14 protein-coding genes and 1 pseudogene are annotated in these 16,773 nt (G+C 73.2%); 10 read left to right on the top strand and 5 right to left on the bottom strand.

The features are described 5' to 3' along the window. Window positions 1-6: 6 nt before the first annotated feature. The 4 genes and pseudogenes from msrB (at window position 7) to ACIO6U_RS30465 (ending at window position 2,561) form a co-directional block, all read left to right on the top strand. Complete coding sequence (gene msrB / locus ACIO6U_RS30480; RefSeq protein WP_355338679.1) at window positions 7-411, top strand: peptide-methionine (R)-S-oxide reductase MsrB; 405 nt, start codon at window positions 7-9, stop codon at window positions 409-411. Window positions 412-878: 467 nt separating this feature from the next. After that, a complete protein-coding gene (locus tag ACIO6U_RS30475) occupies window positions 879-1,676 on the top strand; it encodes a peptidyl-tRNA hydrolase (RefSeq protein ID WP_401724042.1) in 798 nt (265 codons plus the stop codon). A 77-nt stretch (window positions 1,677-1,753) separates the two neighbouring features. Continuing rightward, window positions 1,754-2,152 (top strand): annotated as a pseudogene (locus tag ACIO6U_RS30470) (TIGR04222 domain-containing membrane protein); the annotation flags it as partial. 64 nt (window positions 2,153-2,216) lie between these two features. Then, the gene (locus ACIO6U_RS30465; RefSeq protein WP_401723986.1) at window positions 2,217-2,561 is read left to right on the top strand and encodes a hypothetical protein; all 345 of its coding nucleotides are present in this window, start codon (window positions 2,217-2,219) and stop codon (window positions 2,559-2,561) included. Here the strand turns inward: ACIO6U_RS30465 and hemQ are convergent. Together hemQ and hemG are read right to left on the bottom strand one after the other, a co-directional pair. After that, window positions 2,510-3,262: a hydrogen peroxide-dependent heme synthase gene (hemQ, locus tag ACIO6U_RS30460; RefSeq protein ID WP_355338673.1), complete on the bottom strand. Its 753-nt coding sequence runs from the start codon at window positions 3,260-3,262 to the stop codon at window positions 2,510-2,512. The genes ACIO6U_RS30465 and hemQ overlap by 52 nt on opposite strands. Window positions 3,263-3,345: 83 nt before the next feature. Next, window positions 3,346-4,758 (bottom strand): protoporphyrinogen oxidase, encoded by a 1,413-nt coding sequence (hemG, locus tag ACIO6U_RS30455; protein WP_401723983.1) that lies wholly within the window; start codon window positions 4,756-4,758, stop codon window positions 3,346-3,348. Window positions 4,759-4,906: 148 nt separating this feature from the next. On the opposite strand from hemG, the gene ACIO6U_RS30450 reads away from it, so the two are divergent. After that, window positions 4,907-6,037, top strand: coding sequence for a DUF4349 domain-containing protein (locus tag ACIO6U_RS30450; protein ID WP_401723980.1), 1,131 nt, complete (start codon window positions 4,907-4,909; stop codon window positions 6,035-6,037). A 4-nt stretch (window positions 6,038-6,041) separates the two neighbouring features. Here the strand turns inward: ACIO6U_RS30450 and hemE are convergent, their stop codons facing one another. Beyond that, a complete protein-coding gene (gene hemE, locus ACIO6U_RS30445) occupies window positions 6,042-7,082 on the bottom strand; it encodes a uroporphyrinogen decarboxylase (RefSeq protein ID WP_401723977.1) in 1,041 nt (346 codons plus the stop codon). Window positions 7,083-7,677: 595 nt separating this feature from the next. Here hemE and ACIO6U_RS30440 point away from each other — a divergent pair. The 5 genes from ACIO6U_RS30440 to ACIO6U_RS30420 all read left to right on the top strand — a co-directional run bounded on the left by ACIO6U_RS30440 (window position 7,678) and on the right by ACIO6U_RS30420 (window position 14,325). Next, a complete protein-coding gene (locus ACIO6U_RS30440) occupies window positions 7,678-8,310 on the top strand; it encodes a DUF3000 domain-containing protein (RefSeq protein ID WP_188280407.1) in 633 nt (210 codons plus the stop codon). Window positions 8,311-8,557: 247 nt separating this feature from the next. Then, window positions 8,558-9,223, top strand: coding sequence for a LuxR C-terminal-related transcriptional regulator (locus ACIO6U_RS30435; protein ID WP_188280408.1), 666 nt, complete (start codon window positions 8,558-8,560; stop codon window positions 9,221-9,223). A gap of 215 nt (window positions 9,224-9,438) precedes the next feature. Beyond that, complete coding sequence (locus ACIO6U_RS30430) at window positions 9,439-10,695, top strand: HRDC domain-containing protein (protein ID WP_401723974.1); 1,257 nt, start codon at window positions 9,439-9,441, stop codon at window positions 10,693-10,695. Window positions 10,696-10,981: 286 nt separating this feature from the next. Beyond that, window positions 10,982-12,202, top strand: a complete 1,221-nt coding sequence (locus ACIO6U_RS30425) for an acetyl-CoA C-acyltransferase (RefSeq protein WP_355338657.1) — start codon at window positions 10,982-10,984, stop codon at window positions 12,200-12,202. After that, the gene (locus tag ACIO6U_RS30420; RefSeq protein ID WP_355338654.1) at window positions 12,199-14,325 is read left to right on the top strand and encodes a 3-hydroxyacyl-CoA dehydrogenase NAD-binding domain-containing protein; all 2,127 of its coding nucleotides are present in this window, start codon (window positions 12,199-12,201) and stop codon (window positions 14,323-14,325) included. The genes ACIO6U_RS30425 and ACIO6U_RS30420 overlap by 4 nt, the downstream gene beginning before the upstream one ends. Before the next feature lie 93 nt (window positions 14,326-14,418). Here the strand turns inward: ACIO6U_RS30420 and ACIO6U_RS30415 are convergent, their stop codons facing one another. Next, window positions 14,419-15,411, bottom strand: a complete 993-nt coding sequence (locus ACIO6U_RS30415) for an SPFH domain-containing protein (protein WP_355338651.1) — start codon at window positions 15,409-15,411, stop codon at window positions 14,419-14,421. After that, complete coding sequence (locus ACIO6U_RS30410) at window positions 15,408-16,673, bottom strand: peptidoglycan-binding protein (protein ID WP_401312151.1); 1,266 nt, start codon at window positions 16,671-16,673, stop codon at window positions 15,408-15,410. The genes ACIO6U_RS30415 and ACIO6U_RS30410 overlap by 4 nt, the downstream gene beginning before the upstream one ends. Window positions 16,674-16,773 lie beyond the last annotated feature (100 nt).

Below are 16,773 nucleotides of genomic sequence, written 5' to 3'. Positions count from 1 at the left end.
ACCTCCATGTCCTACGAAGTCAGCAAGTCCGACGAGCAGTGGCGCGCCGAGCTGTCGCCGGAGGAGTACGCGGTCCTGCGCAAAGCCGGCACCGAGCGGCCCTTCGTCGGCGAGTACACCGACACGAAGACGACCGGCGTCTACGCCTGCCGTGCCTGCGGTGCCGAGCTCTTCCGCTCCGACACCAAATTCGAGTCCCACTGCGGCTGGCCCTCCTTCTACGACCCTGCCGACACCGACGCCGTCGAACTCATCGAGGACCGCACCCTCGGGATGACCCGCGTCGAGGTCCGCTGCGCCCGCTGCGGCTCCCACCTGGGCCACGTCTTCGAAGGCGAGGGCTACGGCACACCGACCGACCAGCGCTACTGCATCAACTCCATCTCCCTGACCTTGACCCCCACGGAGTAACCCCTCCGGGGGTGCCGTGCGCCTCCGGCGGGGGGGCAGCCGTTCAGCGCCGCGGGGACTGCGCGGCCCGCCACGACGGCGGGCCACCGTCCCCACGGCGGAACGGGCCCCGAAGCGGCGCTGGGGGCACCTCCCGGCCGAAGGCTGGGAGAGGAACTGCGCGGCCCGCCACGACGGCGGGCCACCGTCCCCACGGCGGGACGGGCCCCGAAGGGGCGCTGGGGGCACCTCCCGGCCGAAGGCTGGGGGAGGAACTGCGCGACCCGCCCCCACCGGCCGGTGGTCCGGAGACAACCGAACCGCCCCGCCGGGGCGGGCGGTGCCCCTGCGGGAGCATCGTGGCTGGCACGACGGCATCGGCGGGCGCCACCAGCTCCGGCGTGGCCACCGCAGCCGCCGCTTCCGTACGGACCGACGCCGCACGCCACGGCGGATCGGCGTCCAGCAGCGGGTGGCAGACTGGGGCGGTGAGCAGCCCCTTCCAGCACCAGGCCGCCGACCGCGACGCGGCACCCCAGTTCGTCCTCCCGCTCGTCGTCCGGATCGAGCGCGACGCGCCCCCGACCCGTACCGACGCTCTGGAGACGGCGGCGCGCGCCGTCCTCACCCTGCTCTGCGACGAGCGCGCGACGGCCGACGACGGCGAGTGGGCGCAGGCCGTACGGGACTGGCAGGACGCCAGGATTCGTAAGGTCGTACGGCGGGCGCGCGGAGCGGAGTGGCGGCGGGCGGCGGCCCTGCCGGGCATCACGGTGACGGGATCGGGATCGGGATCGGGGTCCGCGTCGGGATCGGTGCCGCGGGCGGACACGGAAGCGGGTACGGCCGATGTGCCGCCCGCCGAAGTGCGGGTCTACCCGCCCGTGCCGCTCGACGGCTGGCCGAAGGAACTGGCCAAACTCCAGGTCTCCGGCACGGAGTTGGACGACCCGGAGCCGCCGTCACCGCTCGAACCCGGCGACCCGCGCCCCGTGCTGTGGATGAATCCCGACGTCACCATGTCGGCCGGGAAGGCCATGGCCCAGGCCGGGCACGGCGCCCAACTCGCCTGGTGGGAGCTGTCGGACGCCGACCGCGACGCCTGGCGCGCCGCCGGTTTCCCCCTGGCCGTCCGCACCCCCTCCCCCGCCCTGTGGACCCGCCTGAGCGCCTCCGCGCTCCCCGTCGTCCGTGACGCGGGCTTCACCGAGGTCGCCCCGGGCTCCGCCACCGTCGTCGCGGACCACCCGTCCCTGCGCGCGCATCCCGCCCCCGGCACGCTCTGACGGGCCCCGCCAGCCCGCTCGCGGAGTTATCCACAGGCCGAGAACGCGGTGTCGGCGGAGTCCGGTAGAAATCCCTCATGTGGATTCTTCTGCTGCTCGTCGCGTTCGCCGCGGCGACCGCCGCCGGTGCGCGCCTGTGCCTGGCCGGGGTCGCCGCGGCCAGTGGAGCGCCCGGGGAGCGGCGGCCCACGGACGGCGTCGAACTCGGGCGGTACGAAACGGCGTTCCCGGCCGGAGGCCCGCGCCGGGTGACCGACACGGCGCTGGTCGCGCTGGCCGGTGAGCGGCGGGTGCTGGCCGCCCACACCGGCTGGGTCACGGTCGTCGCGCCGGAGGAAGGCAGCGGCCTCGACGGCCTGCACGAGGTGGAGCGCTCACTGCTCGCGTCGGCCGGCCCCGACGGCCAGGCTCCGCTGGCCGCGATACGCACGGCGCACGCCGGGCCGGAGGCCGTACGCGCGCTCGGCGAGCGGCTGGTGGCCGCCGGGCTCGGGGTTCCGGCGGCGGCACGCGAACGGCTCGCGGCGGGGGGGGCGGCAGGTGCGCGGCGCCACCGGGCTGACGTTGGCGATGGCGGTGGCCACCGTCGCGCTGAACGGGTCGGTCCGTGCGCCGGACGGCACGCCCGCGCTGCTCTGGTACGTGCTGCCGCTGCTGCTGACGGGGGCGTGCTGGTCGGTGGCGCGCGTCGAGGTCTATCCGTACACGCGGTGGGCGGCCCCGGCCGGGCAGGAGGCGCTCCGGGGGATACCCCGGGACGCGCCGCCGCTGTCGGCCCTGGCCGCCCGTGGGCCGCGCACGCCGCGCGACCCCGCGATACGGGCGCTGCTGCGTCAGGCCAGGCCCGCGACCAGGTCGGCGATCTCGCGGCGCCGGCCGGTGTAGAAGGGGACTTCCTCGCGGACGTGCAGGCGGGCCTCGGAGGCGCGCAGGTGCCGCATGAGGTCGACGATCCGGTACAGCTCGTCGGCCTCGAAGGCCAGGATCCACTCGTAGTCGCCGAGCGAGAAGGACGCGACGGTGTTCGCCCGCACGTCGGGGTAGCCACGGGCCATCTTGCCGTGGTCGGCGAGCATCCGGCGGCGGTCCTCGTCCGGCAGCAGGTACCAGTCGTAGGAGCGCACGAAGGGATAGACGCTGACCCACTCGCGCGGCGTCTCATCGGCGAGGAAGGCCGGAACATGCGACTTGTTGAACTCCGCCGGGCGGTGCAGCGCCATGTTGGACCACACCGGCTCCACCGCGCGCCCCAGCTTGGTGCGGCGGAAGAGGTTGTACGCCTCCTGCAACTCCTCGGCCGTCTCCGCGTGCCACCAGATCATCAGATCGGCGTCGGCCCGCAGCCCCGAGACGTCATAGGTCCCGCGGATCGTGATGTCCTTGGCGGCGAGCTGCGCGAACAGCTCCTCGACCTCGTCCGCGTACCCGCCGCGGTCCTCGGGCAGGGTGTCGCGCAGTCGGAACACCGACCAGAGCGTGTAGCGAATGACCTCGTTGAGGTCCTTGGCCTTCTTCCCCGCGTTGGGGGCCTTCGCCGACGTGGCGTCGGCGGAATCGGAAGCGCGGTCGGCAGTCGAGTCGGTCATACCCCCCATTCTCCCGCGCCCCCCGACGCTCTCGGCACCAGGGTCCCCCACGACGCCCGCGGGGCCACCCGGCGCGGAGCCGTTCAGCCCCGCGGCAGCAGCTCGGCCGCGGCGCGGTGGGCGCCCGCGATGCAGGCGGGGATGCCGACGCCGTCGTACGCGGCGCCGCAGGCGGCCAGGGCGGGGAGCTTGGTGAGGTGTTCGCGGACGCGGGCGACGCGGGCGAGGTGGCCGACCGGGTACTGGGGCAGACCCGCGGTCCAGCGGGTGACGCGGGCGGCGATCGGGGCGGCGCGCAGGCCCACGGCGGCCTCCAGGTCGTCGCGGGAGAGGCGGACGAGGTCGGTGTCGTCCCAGGCGAGGTCCGCCTCGTCGCCGTGGCGGCCGATAGAGGTGCGCAGGACGACGGTGTCGCCGCCTGCCTCGCCGAGCCAGCCCCATTTGCGGCTGGAGAAGGTGGACGCCTTGATGGTGCGGCCGTCGACCGGCGGGACGAGGAAGCCGCTGCTGTTGGGCAGCCGTGTCATCTCACGGCGACGGAAGGCCATGGTGACCAGCGCCATGCCCGCGTATTCGACGGTGTCCAGTTCGGCCGCGGCGGCGGGCGACTCGGCGGCGAGCAGCCGGGCCGCGGTCGGCGCGGGCACGGCGAGCACCACGGCGTCGGCCTCCAGCGCGCGGCCGTCGAGGCCGACCTGCCAGCCGTGCGGAGTGCGCCGCAGTTCGCGGACGGGCGCGTCCGTCTCGATGGTGACGCCCGTGGCGCGGCACGCCTCGGCGACCGCGAGCGGCAGCCGTCCGACGCCGCCGCGGATGCCGTTGAAGACCGGTCCCGCGCCGCCCGCCCTGGCCGCGGCCCGGCGCTGGATGTCGCGGGCCGCCTCGATCAGGGAGCGCCCGGTGCGCATGGCCTCGAAGAGCTGCGGCACCGCGGCGCGCAGCGAGATCTCGTAGGCGTTGCCCGCGTAGACGCCGCCGAGCAGTGGTTCGACGAGCCGGTCCACGACCTCGTGGCCGAGCCGGGCGGCGACGAAGGCGCCGACCGCGACATCGTCGCCGAGTTCGGTGCGCGGCAGTACGTGGTCCAGCGGGAGCCTGGCGAGACCGGCGGCGGACAGCACACCGGACGAGGCGAGCGGCCCGAGGTCGCCGGGCACGCCCATGACGTGTCCCTTGGGCATGGGCCGCAGCTTGCCGCGGGTCCACAGCGCGGCGCCGAGCACCGCGGGCGGCTCCAGGTCGTCGCCGAGCCCGACCTCGCGGGCCAGGGCGATCGCCTCGGGGCGGCGGGCCAGCATCGACTCGGCGCCGAGGTCGACCGGCACCCCGGCGATCTCGTCGGCGTACAGCTTGCCGCCCAGCCGCGACGACGCCTCCAGCAGCGTGACGCGGACGCCCGCGCCCGCCAGCCGGTGCGCCGCGGCGAGGCCGGAGATTCCGCCGCCGATGACGATCGCGTGTTCAGGAGCGCCCGTGCCGTTGTGCGTCTGGCTCATGCGTCCACTGTCTCAGACTCCGTTCCGAGTTCCGAACGTGATCCCATCGCTACCGCGGGACCGCAACCCGGCGCGGACCATCCACGTCCAACTGTCACTACAGGTCACTAGGCGGGCCTCACGAGGCTCGCACCTGGGGGGAATTGACGTGAGGACACACAGACCCGGAGCGCCGCGCACCGGGCGCGCGCACCACGCCGGCCGGCGCGGACGGCGGCGGCTGGCCGCCGTCCCTGCCGTGCTGCTGCTGGCCGCCTCGCTCGCGGTCGCCGGGTGCAGCAGCGAAAGCGGCGGCGCTTCCGACAAGGCCGCCGCCCCGGCGGCCCGCGGCCAGGACGACAGCGGCAGCGACTCGATGAAGAACGGCGGCAGCGGTACGGACGCCGGGAACGCGCCTTCCGGTACGCCCGGTTCCGCGTCGGACAAGGCCGCCACCACCGGCAACAACGCCAAGCCGTCCGCGCCCAGCTACCTCGTCCGTACGGCCCACCTGACCGTCCGCACCCCGAAGGTGGGCGACGCGCTCGACAAGGCCCGCGCGATGGTCGCCGACGCGGGCGGTTACGGGGGCACCGAGGACACCTCGGTCGACGCCGGGGGCCACGAGCAGTCGACGATCCAGCTCCGGGTGCCGCCCGCGGCGTACGACGGTCTGCTGACCCGGCTGGCCGGGCTCGGCACGCTGATGGAGCGCAAGGTCGGCGTCGAGGACGTCACCGGCCAGGTGGTCGACGTACAGAGCCGGATCAAGTCGCAGCAGGCCAGTGTGGCCCGGGTGCGCAAGCTGATGGACCAGGCGGGCTCGCTCAGCGACGTGGTGTCGCTGGAGCGCGAACTGAGCACCCGCGAGGCCGACTTGGAGTCCCTCCAGGCGCAGCAGGCGGCACTGCGGGAGCGGACGGATCTGGCCACGGTGACGCTGCGGCTGGTCGAGCCGCCGGTGAAGCACGTCGCGGCGAAGCCGAAGCCGAAGCACGAGGACGGTTTCTGGACGCAGGTCGGCCACGCGCTGGGCGGCGGCTGGCACGCCTTCTACGTGACGATCCGCGGTGTGCTGGTCGTCCTGTCGGCCGTGCTGCCGTTCCTGGTGGTCGCGCTGGCCGGCTTCATCGGCTACCGGCTGGTGCGCCGCCGCTGGCCCCGGCAGGAGCCGCCGACAATGGCGCCGCGCCCCTGGAGCCCGTCCTCGCACGCGCCGATCCACCCGCAGCGCACGCCCTCCACGGCTCCGGCGGGTACGGACGCGCCGGAGCGTGCGGAGGAGCCGCCGACGGACTGAGCCGTCACACCTCGGTCGAGGTGTGCACGAAGTCGACGAGACGGGTGAGAGCGTCCGGGTCGGTGCTGGGCAGGACACCGTGGCCGAGGTTGAACACATGGCCGGTGGCCGGGGCCGCGTCCAGCACCTCCCGGGCCTTCGCCTCGACGGCCGCCGTCGGGGCGAAGAGCACCGACGGGTCGAGGTTGCCCTGGAGCGCCTTGCCGGGACCGACCCGACGGCCCGCCTCGTCCAGCGGCACCCGCCAGTCGACGCCGACGACGTCCGCGCCCGCCTCGCCCATCAGACCGAGCAGTTCGCCGGTGCCGACGCCGAAGTGAATGCGCGGGACGCCGTATTCCTCGACCGCGTCGAAGACCTTCACCGACGCGGGCATCGCGTAGCGCCGGTAGTCGACGGGCGCGAGCGCCCCCACCCACGAGTCGAAGACCTGGACGGCGCTCGCGCCCGCCTCGATCTGCACCTTCAGGAAGCCCACGGTGATGTCGGCGAGCAGGTCCAGCAGGTCACGCCACAGCTCGGGGTCGCCGTACATCAGCGCCTTGGTCCGCTCGTGGTTGCGCGACGGGCCGCCCTCCACGAGGTAGCTGGCCAGCGTGAAGGGCGCGCCAGCGAATCCGATCAGTGGCGTCTCGCCGAGTTCGGCCGTCAGCAGGCCGATCGCCTCGGTGACGTAACCGACGTCCTCGGGCTCCAGCGCCCGCAGCCGCTTCAGGTCCTCCCGCGTACGGATCGGGTCCTCCACCACCGGGCCCACGCCGGGCTTGATGTCGAGGTCGATCCCGATCGCCTTGAGCGGCACCACGATGTCGCTGAAGTAGACCGCCGCGTCGACCTTGTGCCGCCGCACCGGCTGCATCGTGATCTCGGCGATGAGGTCGGGCCGCGTGCACGAGTCCAGCATCGCGACGCCCTCGCGAATCTTCAGGTACTCGGGCAGCGAACGCCCGGCCTGCCGCATGAACCACACCGGCGTATGCGGCACGGGCTCGCGCCGACAGGCGCGGATGAACGGGGAAGCAGCGGTCTGCTGGTGCGCACTCACGCCGAGAATCCTCCCACGTCTCCCCCACCACCCCCACCAAGGGGGCTGCGCCCCTAGCACACGTCCGCGCGCTGGGGTTCGCCCCCAGGGTGCGTCTACGCGAGGGGCTGCGCCCCTACGGCACCGCTGCGCGGTGGGGTTCGCCGGTAGCCAGCGAGCCGAAGGCGGCGCCGGTGTCGAAAGGGAGAACGCGCACAGCGACCGAGGAACGAGGGAGCGAGCACGATCGACCGTCGACACCGGATCTAAGCCGCCGGAGGCGAGAGGGCGGCAAAAAAAGGGAATCGCGGTGAGCATAGAAAAGACGGCTCCCACGCACGGTCCGCCGTGACGCTGAGCCGACACAAGAGCGCCCCCCTTGACGTTCACCCCCTCCCACCCCCGCCCCCCCGTACCGCTGACCCCACGCAAGAGCGCCCCCCTTGACGTTCACCCCCCACAGCCACCCCAGCGGCGAACCCCGCCGCCCAGTCGGGGGGTTGGGGGCGCGCGGCAGGCGCAAGGGTGCTCCTCGCGGGGAGCGGGAACGCGCCCCGAAGGGCAATAAGGGTGTTGTTCCGAGCCCGGAGGGCATCGGCGGCTTAGTCTTCCGGGCATGGCAGCGGTTCACGGGCACCTCGGCGACGGCAGTGACGACGTCCCCCTCCCCTTTCGGCGCTCGGTGGACACCCTGCGCTCGGTGCGGGTGAGGCCGGAGGTCAGGATCGAGGAGACGGCCGCGCCGAAGCGGCTGGCGTCGTACGCGTACGCGCTGGAGGCGACGGTGCTGGCGGACGGCGAGGAGCTGGCCGACGGGCGGTTGGTGCTGCTGCACGAGCCGGACGGGCACGAGGCGTGGCACGGCGCGTTCCGCCTGGTGACGTTGGTGCGGGCCGAGTTGGAGCCGGAGATGGCGGGGGATCCGCTGTTGCCCGAGGTGAGCTGGTCCTGGCTGACCGGGGCGCTGGCGGCGCGCGGGGCGGCGTACAACGACCCGAGCGGTACGGTCTCGCGGGCGTCGTCGCACTACTTCGGCGCGCTGGCGGACCGGGTGGACGACACGCAGATCGAGATCCGGGCGTCGTGGACGCCGAGGGAGCGGGCGGGGGGCGCGCCCGAGGTGGCGGCGCACCTGGCGGCCTGGTGCGATCTGCTGTGCGCGTGCGCGGGTCTGCCGCCGTCGGAGGGCCCGGAGCCGTTGGTGCGCGGGGGCAGCGGCGTGGTGCCGATGCCGAAGCGCCGTACCTGAGTCCGTCGGACCGCTTCCGTAGCTCGGCGCACCGCCCCGGCCTGCGGTGACGTCACGCGCCCCCAATGACGCGCCCCCGCGCACTCCCCGGCGTATCGCGCGGCGCACTCACTTCTCGCATGTTCGATTTCTCGTCCGAATTGCCGGAAATGATCCTCAATAAATCGTGATCTTTCCCTAAAGGCCGGAGCAATTGCTGCCGAAGGAGATTGTGACCGTTTCAGTCCCCTTTGCCACAGGAGGCCCGGTGTCCGTTCTTCTCGAGCAGCCCACGAGCCTGGTCGCCTACCGCCCCAGCAAGCCGACGGCCATGGTCGTCGTAGCCGACCCCCGCGTCCGCTCCACTGTCACCCGACACCTGTGGGCTCTCGGGGTTCGCGACGTGATCGAGGCCTCGTCCATCGCCGAGGCCCGTCCCCGGGTCGGTAACCCCCGCGACATCTGCGTCGCCGATGTCCATCTCCCCGACGGCTCCGGCCTCACCCTGCTCGCCGAGACCCGCGCGGCAGGCTGGCCCAACGGCCTCGCACTCTCCGCCGCCGACGACATCGGCGCCGTGCGCAACGCGCTTGCCGGGGGGGTGAAGGGCTATGTCGTGACCGGCACCCGCAACAGCCCCGGCGGTCTCGCCACCCGGCCGGGACTGGCGCCGCTGGGCGCCACCGCGGCCCGTATGCAGCGCCGCCCGCCGGGCGCCCCCGGCCACCCCAGCGGCTACCGCGAGCTGTCCGGCCGCGAGGTCGAGGTCCTGCGGCTGGTCGCGGAAGGCCAGTCGAACAAGGCGATCGGCGTCTCCATGGGCCTTTCGGCGCTGACCGTCAAGAGCCACCTCGCCCGGATCGCCAGGAAGCTGGGCACCGGGGACCGCGCCGGCATGGTCGCGGTGGCCCTGCGCACCGGAATCATCCACTGAGGCCCCGGCCGTGAGCGACCCCCGGCGGAACGTTCCGCCGGGGGTCGTTTCGTATACGCGCGCCCGTGTCCGCGCGTACGCCCGCCGTATACGCGCGCGCGTCGGCCGTCGTGGCGGTGCCGCGGCCCCGGCGCTCACGGACCCGGCGGCGACGTACCGTACGCCCTGTCCGTTGGATCTCCACCTGACACGCCGTACCCGGCTACCCTTAACAAGTGACCGACGCCAGAGAGACCGCAACCCAAGCAGGCCCGGCGCCGGTCCCGCTGCTGGACCCGCGCGAGGGAATCCCGCCGGTGACCGCCAGCCCGGAGGCTCTCGCAGATGTCGTCGCGGCTTTCGCCGCGGGTTCCGGTCCGGTCGCCGTCGATGCCGAGCGCGCCTCCGGCTACCGCTACGGGCAGCGGGCCTATCTGGTCCAGTTGCGCCGCGCCGGAGCAGGGACCGCGCTGATCGACCCCACGGGATGCCCCGACCTGTCCACCCTGGGCGACGCCCTGACCGGCACCGAGTGGGTGCTGCACGCCGCCACCCAGGATCTGCCGTGCCTGTCCGAGATCGGCATGCACCCCACCTCGCTGTTCGACACAGAACTGGCCGGGCGGCTGGCCGGGTTCGCCCGGGTCGGCCTCGGCGCGATGGTGGAGAACGTGCTGGGCTTCGCGCTGGAGAAGGGCCACTCGGCGGTGGACTGGTCCACCCGCCCGCTGCCCGACCCGTGGCTGCGGTACGCCGCGCTCGACGTCGAGCTGCTGGTGGATCTGCGCGACGCGCTGGAGGAGGAGCTGCGCACCCAGGGGAAGCTGGAGTGGGCGCTCCAGGAATTCGCGGCCATCGCCGCCGCCCCGCCGGCCGCGCCGCGCGTCGACCCCTGGCGCAGGACCTCGGGCATGCACAAGGTGCGGCGGCGTCGGCAGATCGCCGTGGTGCGCGAGCTGTGGCTGGCGCGCGACCGTACCGCCCGTGAGCGGGACGTCTCCCCCGGCCGGGTGCTCAGCGACGCCGCGATCGTGACGGCGGCGCTGGAGAGCCCGCCGAACGCGCACGCGCTGGCAGCCCTGCCCGGTTTCGGGCACCGGATGGGCCGCCGCCAGCTCGACCAGTGGCAGTCCGCGATCGACCGGGCGCGCGCGCTGCCCGAGCGGGAGCTGCCGCAGCCCGCCGCCGCGTACTCCGGCCCCCCGCCGCCGCGCGCCTGGGCGGACAAGGACCCGGTCGCCGCCGCCCGGCTCTCCGCGGCGCGCGCCGCGGTGAGCGCGCTGGCCGAGGAGCTGAATCTCCCCCAGGAGAATCTGATCACCCCGGACACCGTGCGACGACTGTGCTGGGCGCCTCCGGCGAACGCGAGCGAGGAGGTCGTGGCCGCCCAGCTCGCGGACATGGGCGCCCGCCCGTGGCAGGTCGAGCTGACCACCCCGCTGCTGACGGTCGCGCTGACCGCCCGCCCGGCGGACCCGCCCCCGGGCGAATAGCCCGCCGGGGCCGGTGGCCCGTCCGCAGGCGGCGGTTCCCCGTCCGTGGTCCTGCGTCGGTGGTCCGCAGTCAGCGGTTCTGCGTCCGAACGGCCGACCCGCCTGCGGCGCTCCCTCAGGGTCTCCCGCCTTAGGGGTAACCTTCGGTAACATCCGTGCGATGTGAGCTGCGCCGCTTCCGCGAGGGAAGCTGTGCACATGAGTTACCGACGAGTAGCATGTGAGGCGAGCCGTAGGAAGCGTGCTTCAGCGCCGCGTTCCACATCGTCGAAGAGGGAGACCCACCGTGCCTCGTACCGGAAGGGACGTCGTATTCGTTGACGGCGTCCGCACCCCGTTCGGCAAAGCGGGCCCGAAGGGCATGTATCACGAGACCCGGGCCGACGACCTGGTGATCAAGTGCATCCGGGAGCTGCTGCGGCGCAACCCGGATCTGGACCCGGCGCGGATCGACGAGGTCGCGGTCGCCGCGACCACGCAGATCGGCGACCAGGGCCTCACCCTGGGCCGGACGGCGGGCATTCTCGCCGGGCTGCCGACCACCGTGCCCGGTTTCTCCGTCGACCGGATGTGCGCGGGCGCGATGACCGCCGTGACGACCACGGCCGGCGGCATCGCCTTCGGCGCGTACGACGTCGTGGTGGCCGGCGGCGTCGAGCACATGGGACGGCACCCGATGGGCGAGGGCGTCGACCCCAACCCGCGGTTCGTCTCGGAGAAGCTCGTCGACGAGTCCGCGATGTTCATGGGCATGACCGCGGAGAATCTGCACGACCGCTTCCCGCAGCTCACCAAGGCGCGCGCCGACGAATTCGCCGTCCGCAGCCAGGAGAAGGCCGCGAAGGCGTACGCCAACGGCCGGATCCAGCAGGACCTGGTGCCGATCGCGATCCGCCGCACCACCCCCGAGGCCGGGGAGACCGGCTGGGGCCTGGCGACGGCGGACGAGCCGATGCGGCCGGGCACCACGCTGGAGCAGCTCGCGGGCCTCAAGACCCCCTTCCGCCCGCACGGCCGGGTCACCGCGGGCAACGCTGCCGGTCTCAACGACGGCGCCACCGCCTCGCTGCTCGCCGCGGAGGACGTCGCCAGGGAGCTGGACCTGCCGGTACGGATGCGCCTGGTCTCGTACGCCTTCGCGGGTGTCGAGCCCGAGGTGATGGGCATCGGCCCGATCCCGGCGACCGAGAAGGCGCTGGCCAAGGCCGGTCTGTCGATCGGCGACATCGGCCTGTTCGAGATCAACGAGGCGTTCGCCGTCCAGGTGCTCTCGCTGCTCGACCACTACGGCATCGCCGACGACGACCCGCGGGTCAACCAGTACGGCGGCGCCATCGCCTACGGCCACCCGCTGGCCTCCTCCGGTGTGCGGCTGATGACGCAGCTCGCCCGGCAGTTCGAGGAGCAGCCGCACGTGCGCTACGGCATCACCACCATGTGCGTCGGCTTCGGCATGGGCGGCACGGTCATCTGGGAGAACCCCCACTTCGACGGAGGCACCAAGTGAGCAGCACCACCGAGCTGTTGAAGGGGGCGGCCGAGCGGTTCCCCGGCGAGGTCGTCACCCAGGCCCAGGTGCGGCACCTGGAGCTGCCGGGCGCGGGCCGTTTCGCGCTGATCACGCTGGACAACGGCCTGGACCACACCAAGCCGACCACCTTCGGCCCGCAGTCGCTGGCCCACCTGGACGCGGCGCTCGACCAGGTGGAGAAGGAGGCGGCGGAGGGCGCGATCACCGGCGTCGGCATCACCGGCAAGCCGTTCATCTTCGCGGTCGGCGCCGACCTCAAGGGCGTCGAGGTGCTCAGGACACGCGACGAGGCGCTGACCATCGGCAGGAGCGGCCACGAGGTCTTCAAGCGGCTCCAGTCCCTGGCCGTGCCGACCTTCGCGTACTACAACGGCGCGGCCATGGGCGGCGGTGTCGAGGTCGGTCTGCACTGCACCTACCGCACGGTGTCGGCCTCGCTGCCCGCCTTCTCGCTCCCCGAGGTCTTCCTCGGCCTGGTGCCCGGCTGGGGCGGCTGCGTACTGCTGCCGAACCTGATCGGCGCGGACCGCGCGGTCACCGTCATCATCGAGAACTCGCTCAACCAGAACCGTCAGCTCAAGGGCGCCCAGGTGTACGAACTGGGCATCGCCGACGCGCTGTTCGAGGCGGCGGACTTCCTGGAGCAGTCGCTGGCCTGGACCGCGGCCGTCCTCAAGGGCGAGCTGGAGGTGGACCGGGCCGAGGTGGACCGCGGCGAGGCGTGGGACCAGGCCGTGGCCCGCGGCCGGGCCGTCGCGGACAGCAAGGTGCACGGGGCGGCCCCTGCCGCGTACCGCGCGCTGGACATCATCGCCGCGGCGAAGAACGGCGATCTGCGGCAGGGCTTCGACGCCGAGGACGCGGCGCTGGCCGACCTCATCATGGGCGGCGAACTGCGCAGCGGCATCTACGCCTTCAACCTGGTGCAGAAGCGCGGCAAGCGCCCGGCGGGCGCGCCCGACAAGTCGCTGGCCCGCCCGGTGTCCAAGGTCGGCGTGGTCGGCGCGGGCCTGATGGCCTCGCAGCTCGCGCTGCTCTTCGCCCGCCGCCTGGAGGTGCCGGTCGTGCTGACCGACATCGACCAGGCGCGGATCGACAAGGGCGTGGGTTACGTCCACGGCGAGATCGACAAGCTGCTCGCCAAGGGCCGCGTCGGCCAGGACAAGGCCAACCGCCTCAAGGCGCTGGTCTCCGGTCACCTGGACAAGGCGACCGCCTTCGGCGACGCGGACTTCGTCATCGAGGCCGTCTTCGAGGAGATGGGCGTCAAGCAGCAGGTCTTCGCGGAGCTGGAGGCGGTGGTGCGCCCGGACGCGATCCTGGCCACCAACACCTCCTCGCTGTCGGTCTCCGAGATGGCCTCGAAGCTGGAGCACCCGGAGCGGGTCGTCGGCTTCCACTTCTTCAACCCGGTAGCGGTGCTGCCGCTGCTGGAGATCGTCCGCGCCGAGCGGACCGACGACGCGTCGCTGGCCACCGCCTTCGGCGTGGCGAAGAAGCTGAAGAAGACCGCGGTGCTGGTCAAGGACGCCCCGGCGTTCGTCGTCAACCGCATCCTGACCCGCTTCATGGGCGAGATCCAGAACGTCATCGACGAGGGCACGCCGGTCGCCGTCGCGGAGAAGGCCGTCGAGCCGCTCGGCCTGCCGATGTCGCCGCTGGTGCTGCTCGAACTGGTCGGCCCGGCCATCGGTCTGCACGTCTCCGAGACGCTGCACGGCGCCTTCCCCGACCGCTTCACCGTCTCGGAGAATCTGGCGGCCGTGGTCAAGGCGGGCAAGCGCGGCTTCTACGTCTACGACTCCGGCGTGCCGGAGCTGGACCCCGAGGTCGCCGCGCTGCTCAAGCAGGGCGACTCGGTGCTCACCGAGGCGCAGGTGCGCGACCGGGTGCTGGACGCCGTCGCGCAGGAGATCGGCCTGATGCTGGACGAGGGCGTGGTGGCCGAGGCGCAGGACATCGACCTGTGCCTGATCACCGGCGCGGGCTGGCCCTTCCACCTGGGCGGCGTCACCCCGTACCTGGACCGCGAGGGCGTGTCCCAGCGGGTGAACGGCAAGCCGTTCCTGGCGCCTGGCGTGGCGAGCGTCCCCGCCTAGGACGGACGCGGCGAAGCGCCGGACGGCCCCGATGTCAGGGGGCCGTCCGGCGCTTCGCCGTTCCGGCTCAGCTCACGCGGGTCCCGGCGCGGCTCACTTCTTCGGCACGGTCGTGCACAGCGCCACCGTCAGGTCCCGTACCAGCGCCTTGCGTTCGTAGTCGTCGAGCTGGACGAGGCCGCGCTCGGTGATACCGCGGACGGTCTCGGCGACGGTGGCCAGGACGTCGTCGAGTACGGCTCTGCGGTGTTTGGCGTCCAGCGCGGCGATCTGGGCGCGCCGCATGGCCGCGGCGACCTCGGGGGCGTAGTCGAGGCGGACCGGGGTGGCCGAGAAGACCTCGATGCCGACCGGGCGCTGGTCGGCGGCGATCAGCTTGGTGAGGTGGTCGCCGAGCCGTTCGCTGTCGCGCAGGGTGGGCGCGGCGCCCCGGAAGTCGTCGGCCGGGTGCCGGGAGACGGCCAGCGCGACGGCGGCCTCGACCTGCTCGCGCAGGAAGAGGTTGTGGTCGTCGACGGCGAAGGCCGCCTTGGCGGTGTCCCTGACCCGCCACACCAGCAGGACGCTGAGCTGGAGCGGGGTGCCGTTGGCGTCGACCGCGTCGATCGGGCGGCTGCGCCAGTGCCGCAGGGACACGTCGAGCCTGCGGCGGGTGAGCAGCGGGCTGATCCAGAGCAGGCCGGTACGGCGGACCGTGCCGCGGTAGGAGCCGTGCCGGGTGAGCACCCAGACGCTGCCGTTGCGGCCTCTGGTGAGGCCGCCCGCGGCGAAGGCGGCGACCGCGGCGAGCAGCAGGACGCCGCTCCACAGGCCGCTGGCGGAGCCGCCGCCGGGCGGGGGCGGCAGCAGGGGGCGGCCGGCGACGTCGGCGGGCAGGACGCCGGCGCGCCACAGCAGCCAGCAGACGCCGACGGTCGCGGCGAGCACGACGGCGGTCGCGGTCCAGCCGGGCAGGCAGGGCCCCGGCCGTTCGACGAGCTCCGGCGGGGCGGCGGGGGCGGGGTGGACTTCGGTGCCGCCGCTGTGGGCGGCCGGGCGGGTCTGCTCCGGCAGCCCCGTCCCGGCGGCGGTGGAAGATGTCGTCACGTGAACAGTCGTCTCCAGGTCTCGGGGCCGGGGTAGCCGTCCGCGTCGCGCCCGGTCCAGCCCAGGGACCGCTGGAACGCCTCGACATTGCGCCGGTCTGCCTCGCCCCATGTACGGCTGGGGCCCACCGTGTAGTTCTTGCCGAAGCCCTTGGCGACGAGCCGTTTGCCGAGGGCGAGTACCGAGTCGTTGGTCTGGCCGGGCCGGAAGGCGCCCGCGCCGGGGTAGGCCGGGGCCTTGGCGGGGGTGCCGCCGGAGGCCCGCGGGGCGCCGGAGATGTCGCGGCCCTTGTCCTGGACGAGGTACGACCAGGTCGTGGGGCCGGGCAGCCCGTCCGCGTCGCTGCCCGACCAGCCCTGGGCGCGCTGGAAGGCGCTGGTCGCGCCGCGGTCGGACTCGCTCCACTTCGGTCCGGGACCGACCTTGTAGTACGAGCTGGCGCCGCGGCCGACCAGCATGGTGCCGAGCCGGGTGACGTTGGCGTTGTCGGCGCCGGGGCCGAAGGCGGACGTGCCGGGGAAGGCCGTGGAACCCGACGACGACCCACCGGACCCCGATCCCGAACTGCTGCCACCCGCCAGATACTTGTACCGGTAGGGAATGTATTTCCCGGAATTGGACCAGTATGCGTACGGCGTGGTCTGGACCCGGGTGGCCGGGACCGTCTGCTCGTAGCCGGTGTACGCGGTGTGCGCGTCGTCCACCCAGCCGTCGAAGATGACCGTGTGCGACCCGTGTTCGGGGTCGGCGGCGTTGTGGAAGAGCAGGATGTCACCGGGCATCAGCTCGTCCTTGGTGATCCGGACGCCGTAGCCGGCCAGACTGCCGGTCCAGGCGCTGCTGCCCAGACCCCAGGCCATGGAGACGAAGCCGGAGCAGTCCTGCCGGTACCCGTCCTTCCAGTACGCGGTCATGCTGTACGGCACCTTGGCGTCCGCCCAGGTGCGGGCGCGCTGGATGATCTGGTCGCGGGTGAGCCGCAGGGGGGTGGCGGCCGGGACCGTGGCGGGGGCGGCGGCGAGCGCGGCGTGGCCCGTGGTGAAGGCGGTGGCCTCCGACGGCACGGGCACGGCGGCGACCGCTCCGGCGGCGCTGCCCAGCGCGGTGCCCGCGGCGGCGGCCACGACCACCACACGGGTCGTCGCGCCGGTGGCCGGTCCACCGGTGTCGCGCGCCATCGAGTCGGTGAGGCGCCGTCGGGCGCACTCCTCGCAACCGCAGGCGGGCAGCGGTTCGACGTCATCGAACACCGGTATGGACATGCGCACCACTCCTCCGTGATCGGGTGTCACATGCCTTCAGTACCCGATTTCGCCTAAAAGTTGACGAAATCTGACATACCGATGATTCAAGGGCACGAAA

This window comes from Streptomyces sp. NPDC087422 (genome assembly GCF_044744145.1).
Taxonomy (GTDB): domain Bacteria; phylum Actinomycetota; class Actinomycetes; order Streptomycetales; family Streptomycetaceae; genus Actinacidiphila.
Note: the sequence above shows the minus strand (reverse complement) of the source record. Positions and strands in the feature narration are given on the sequence as shown.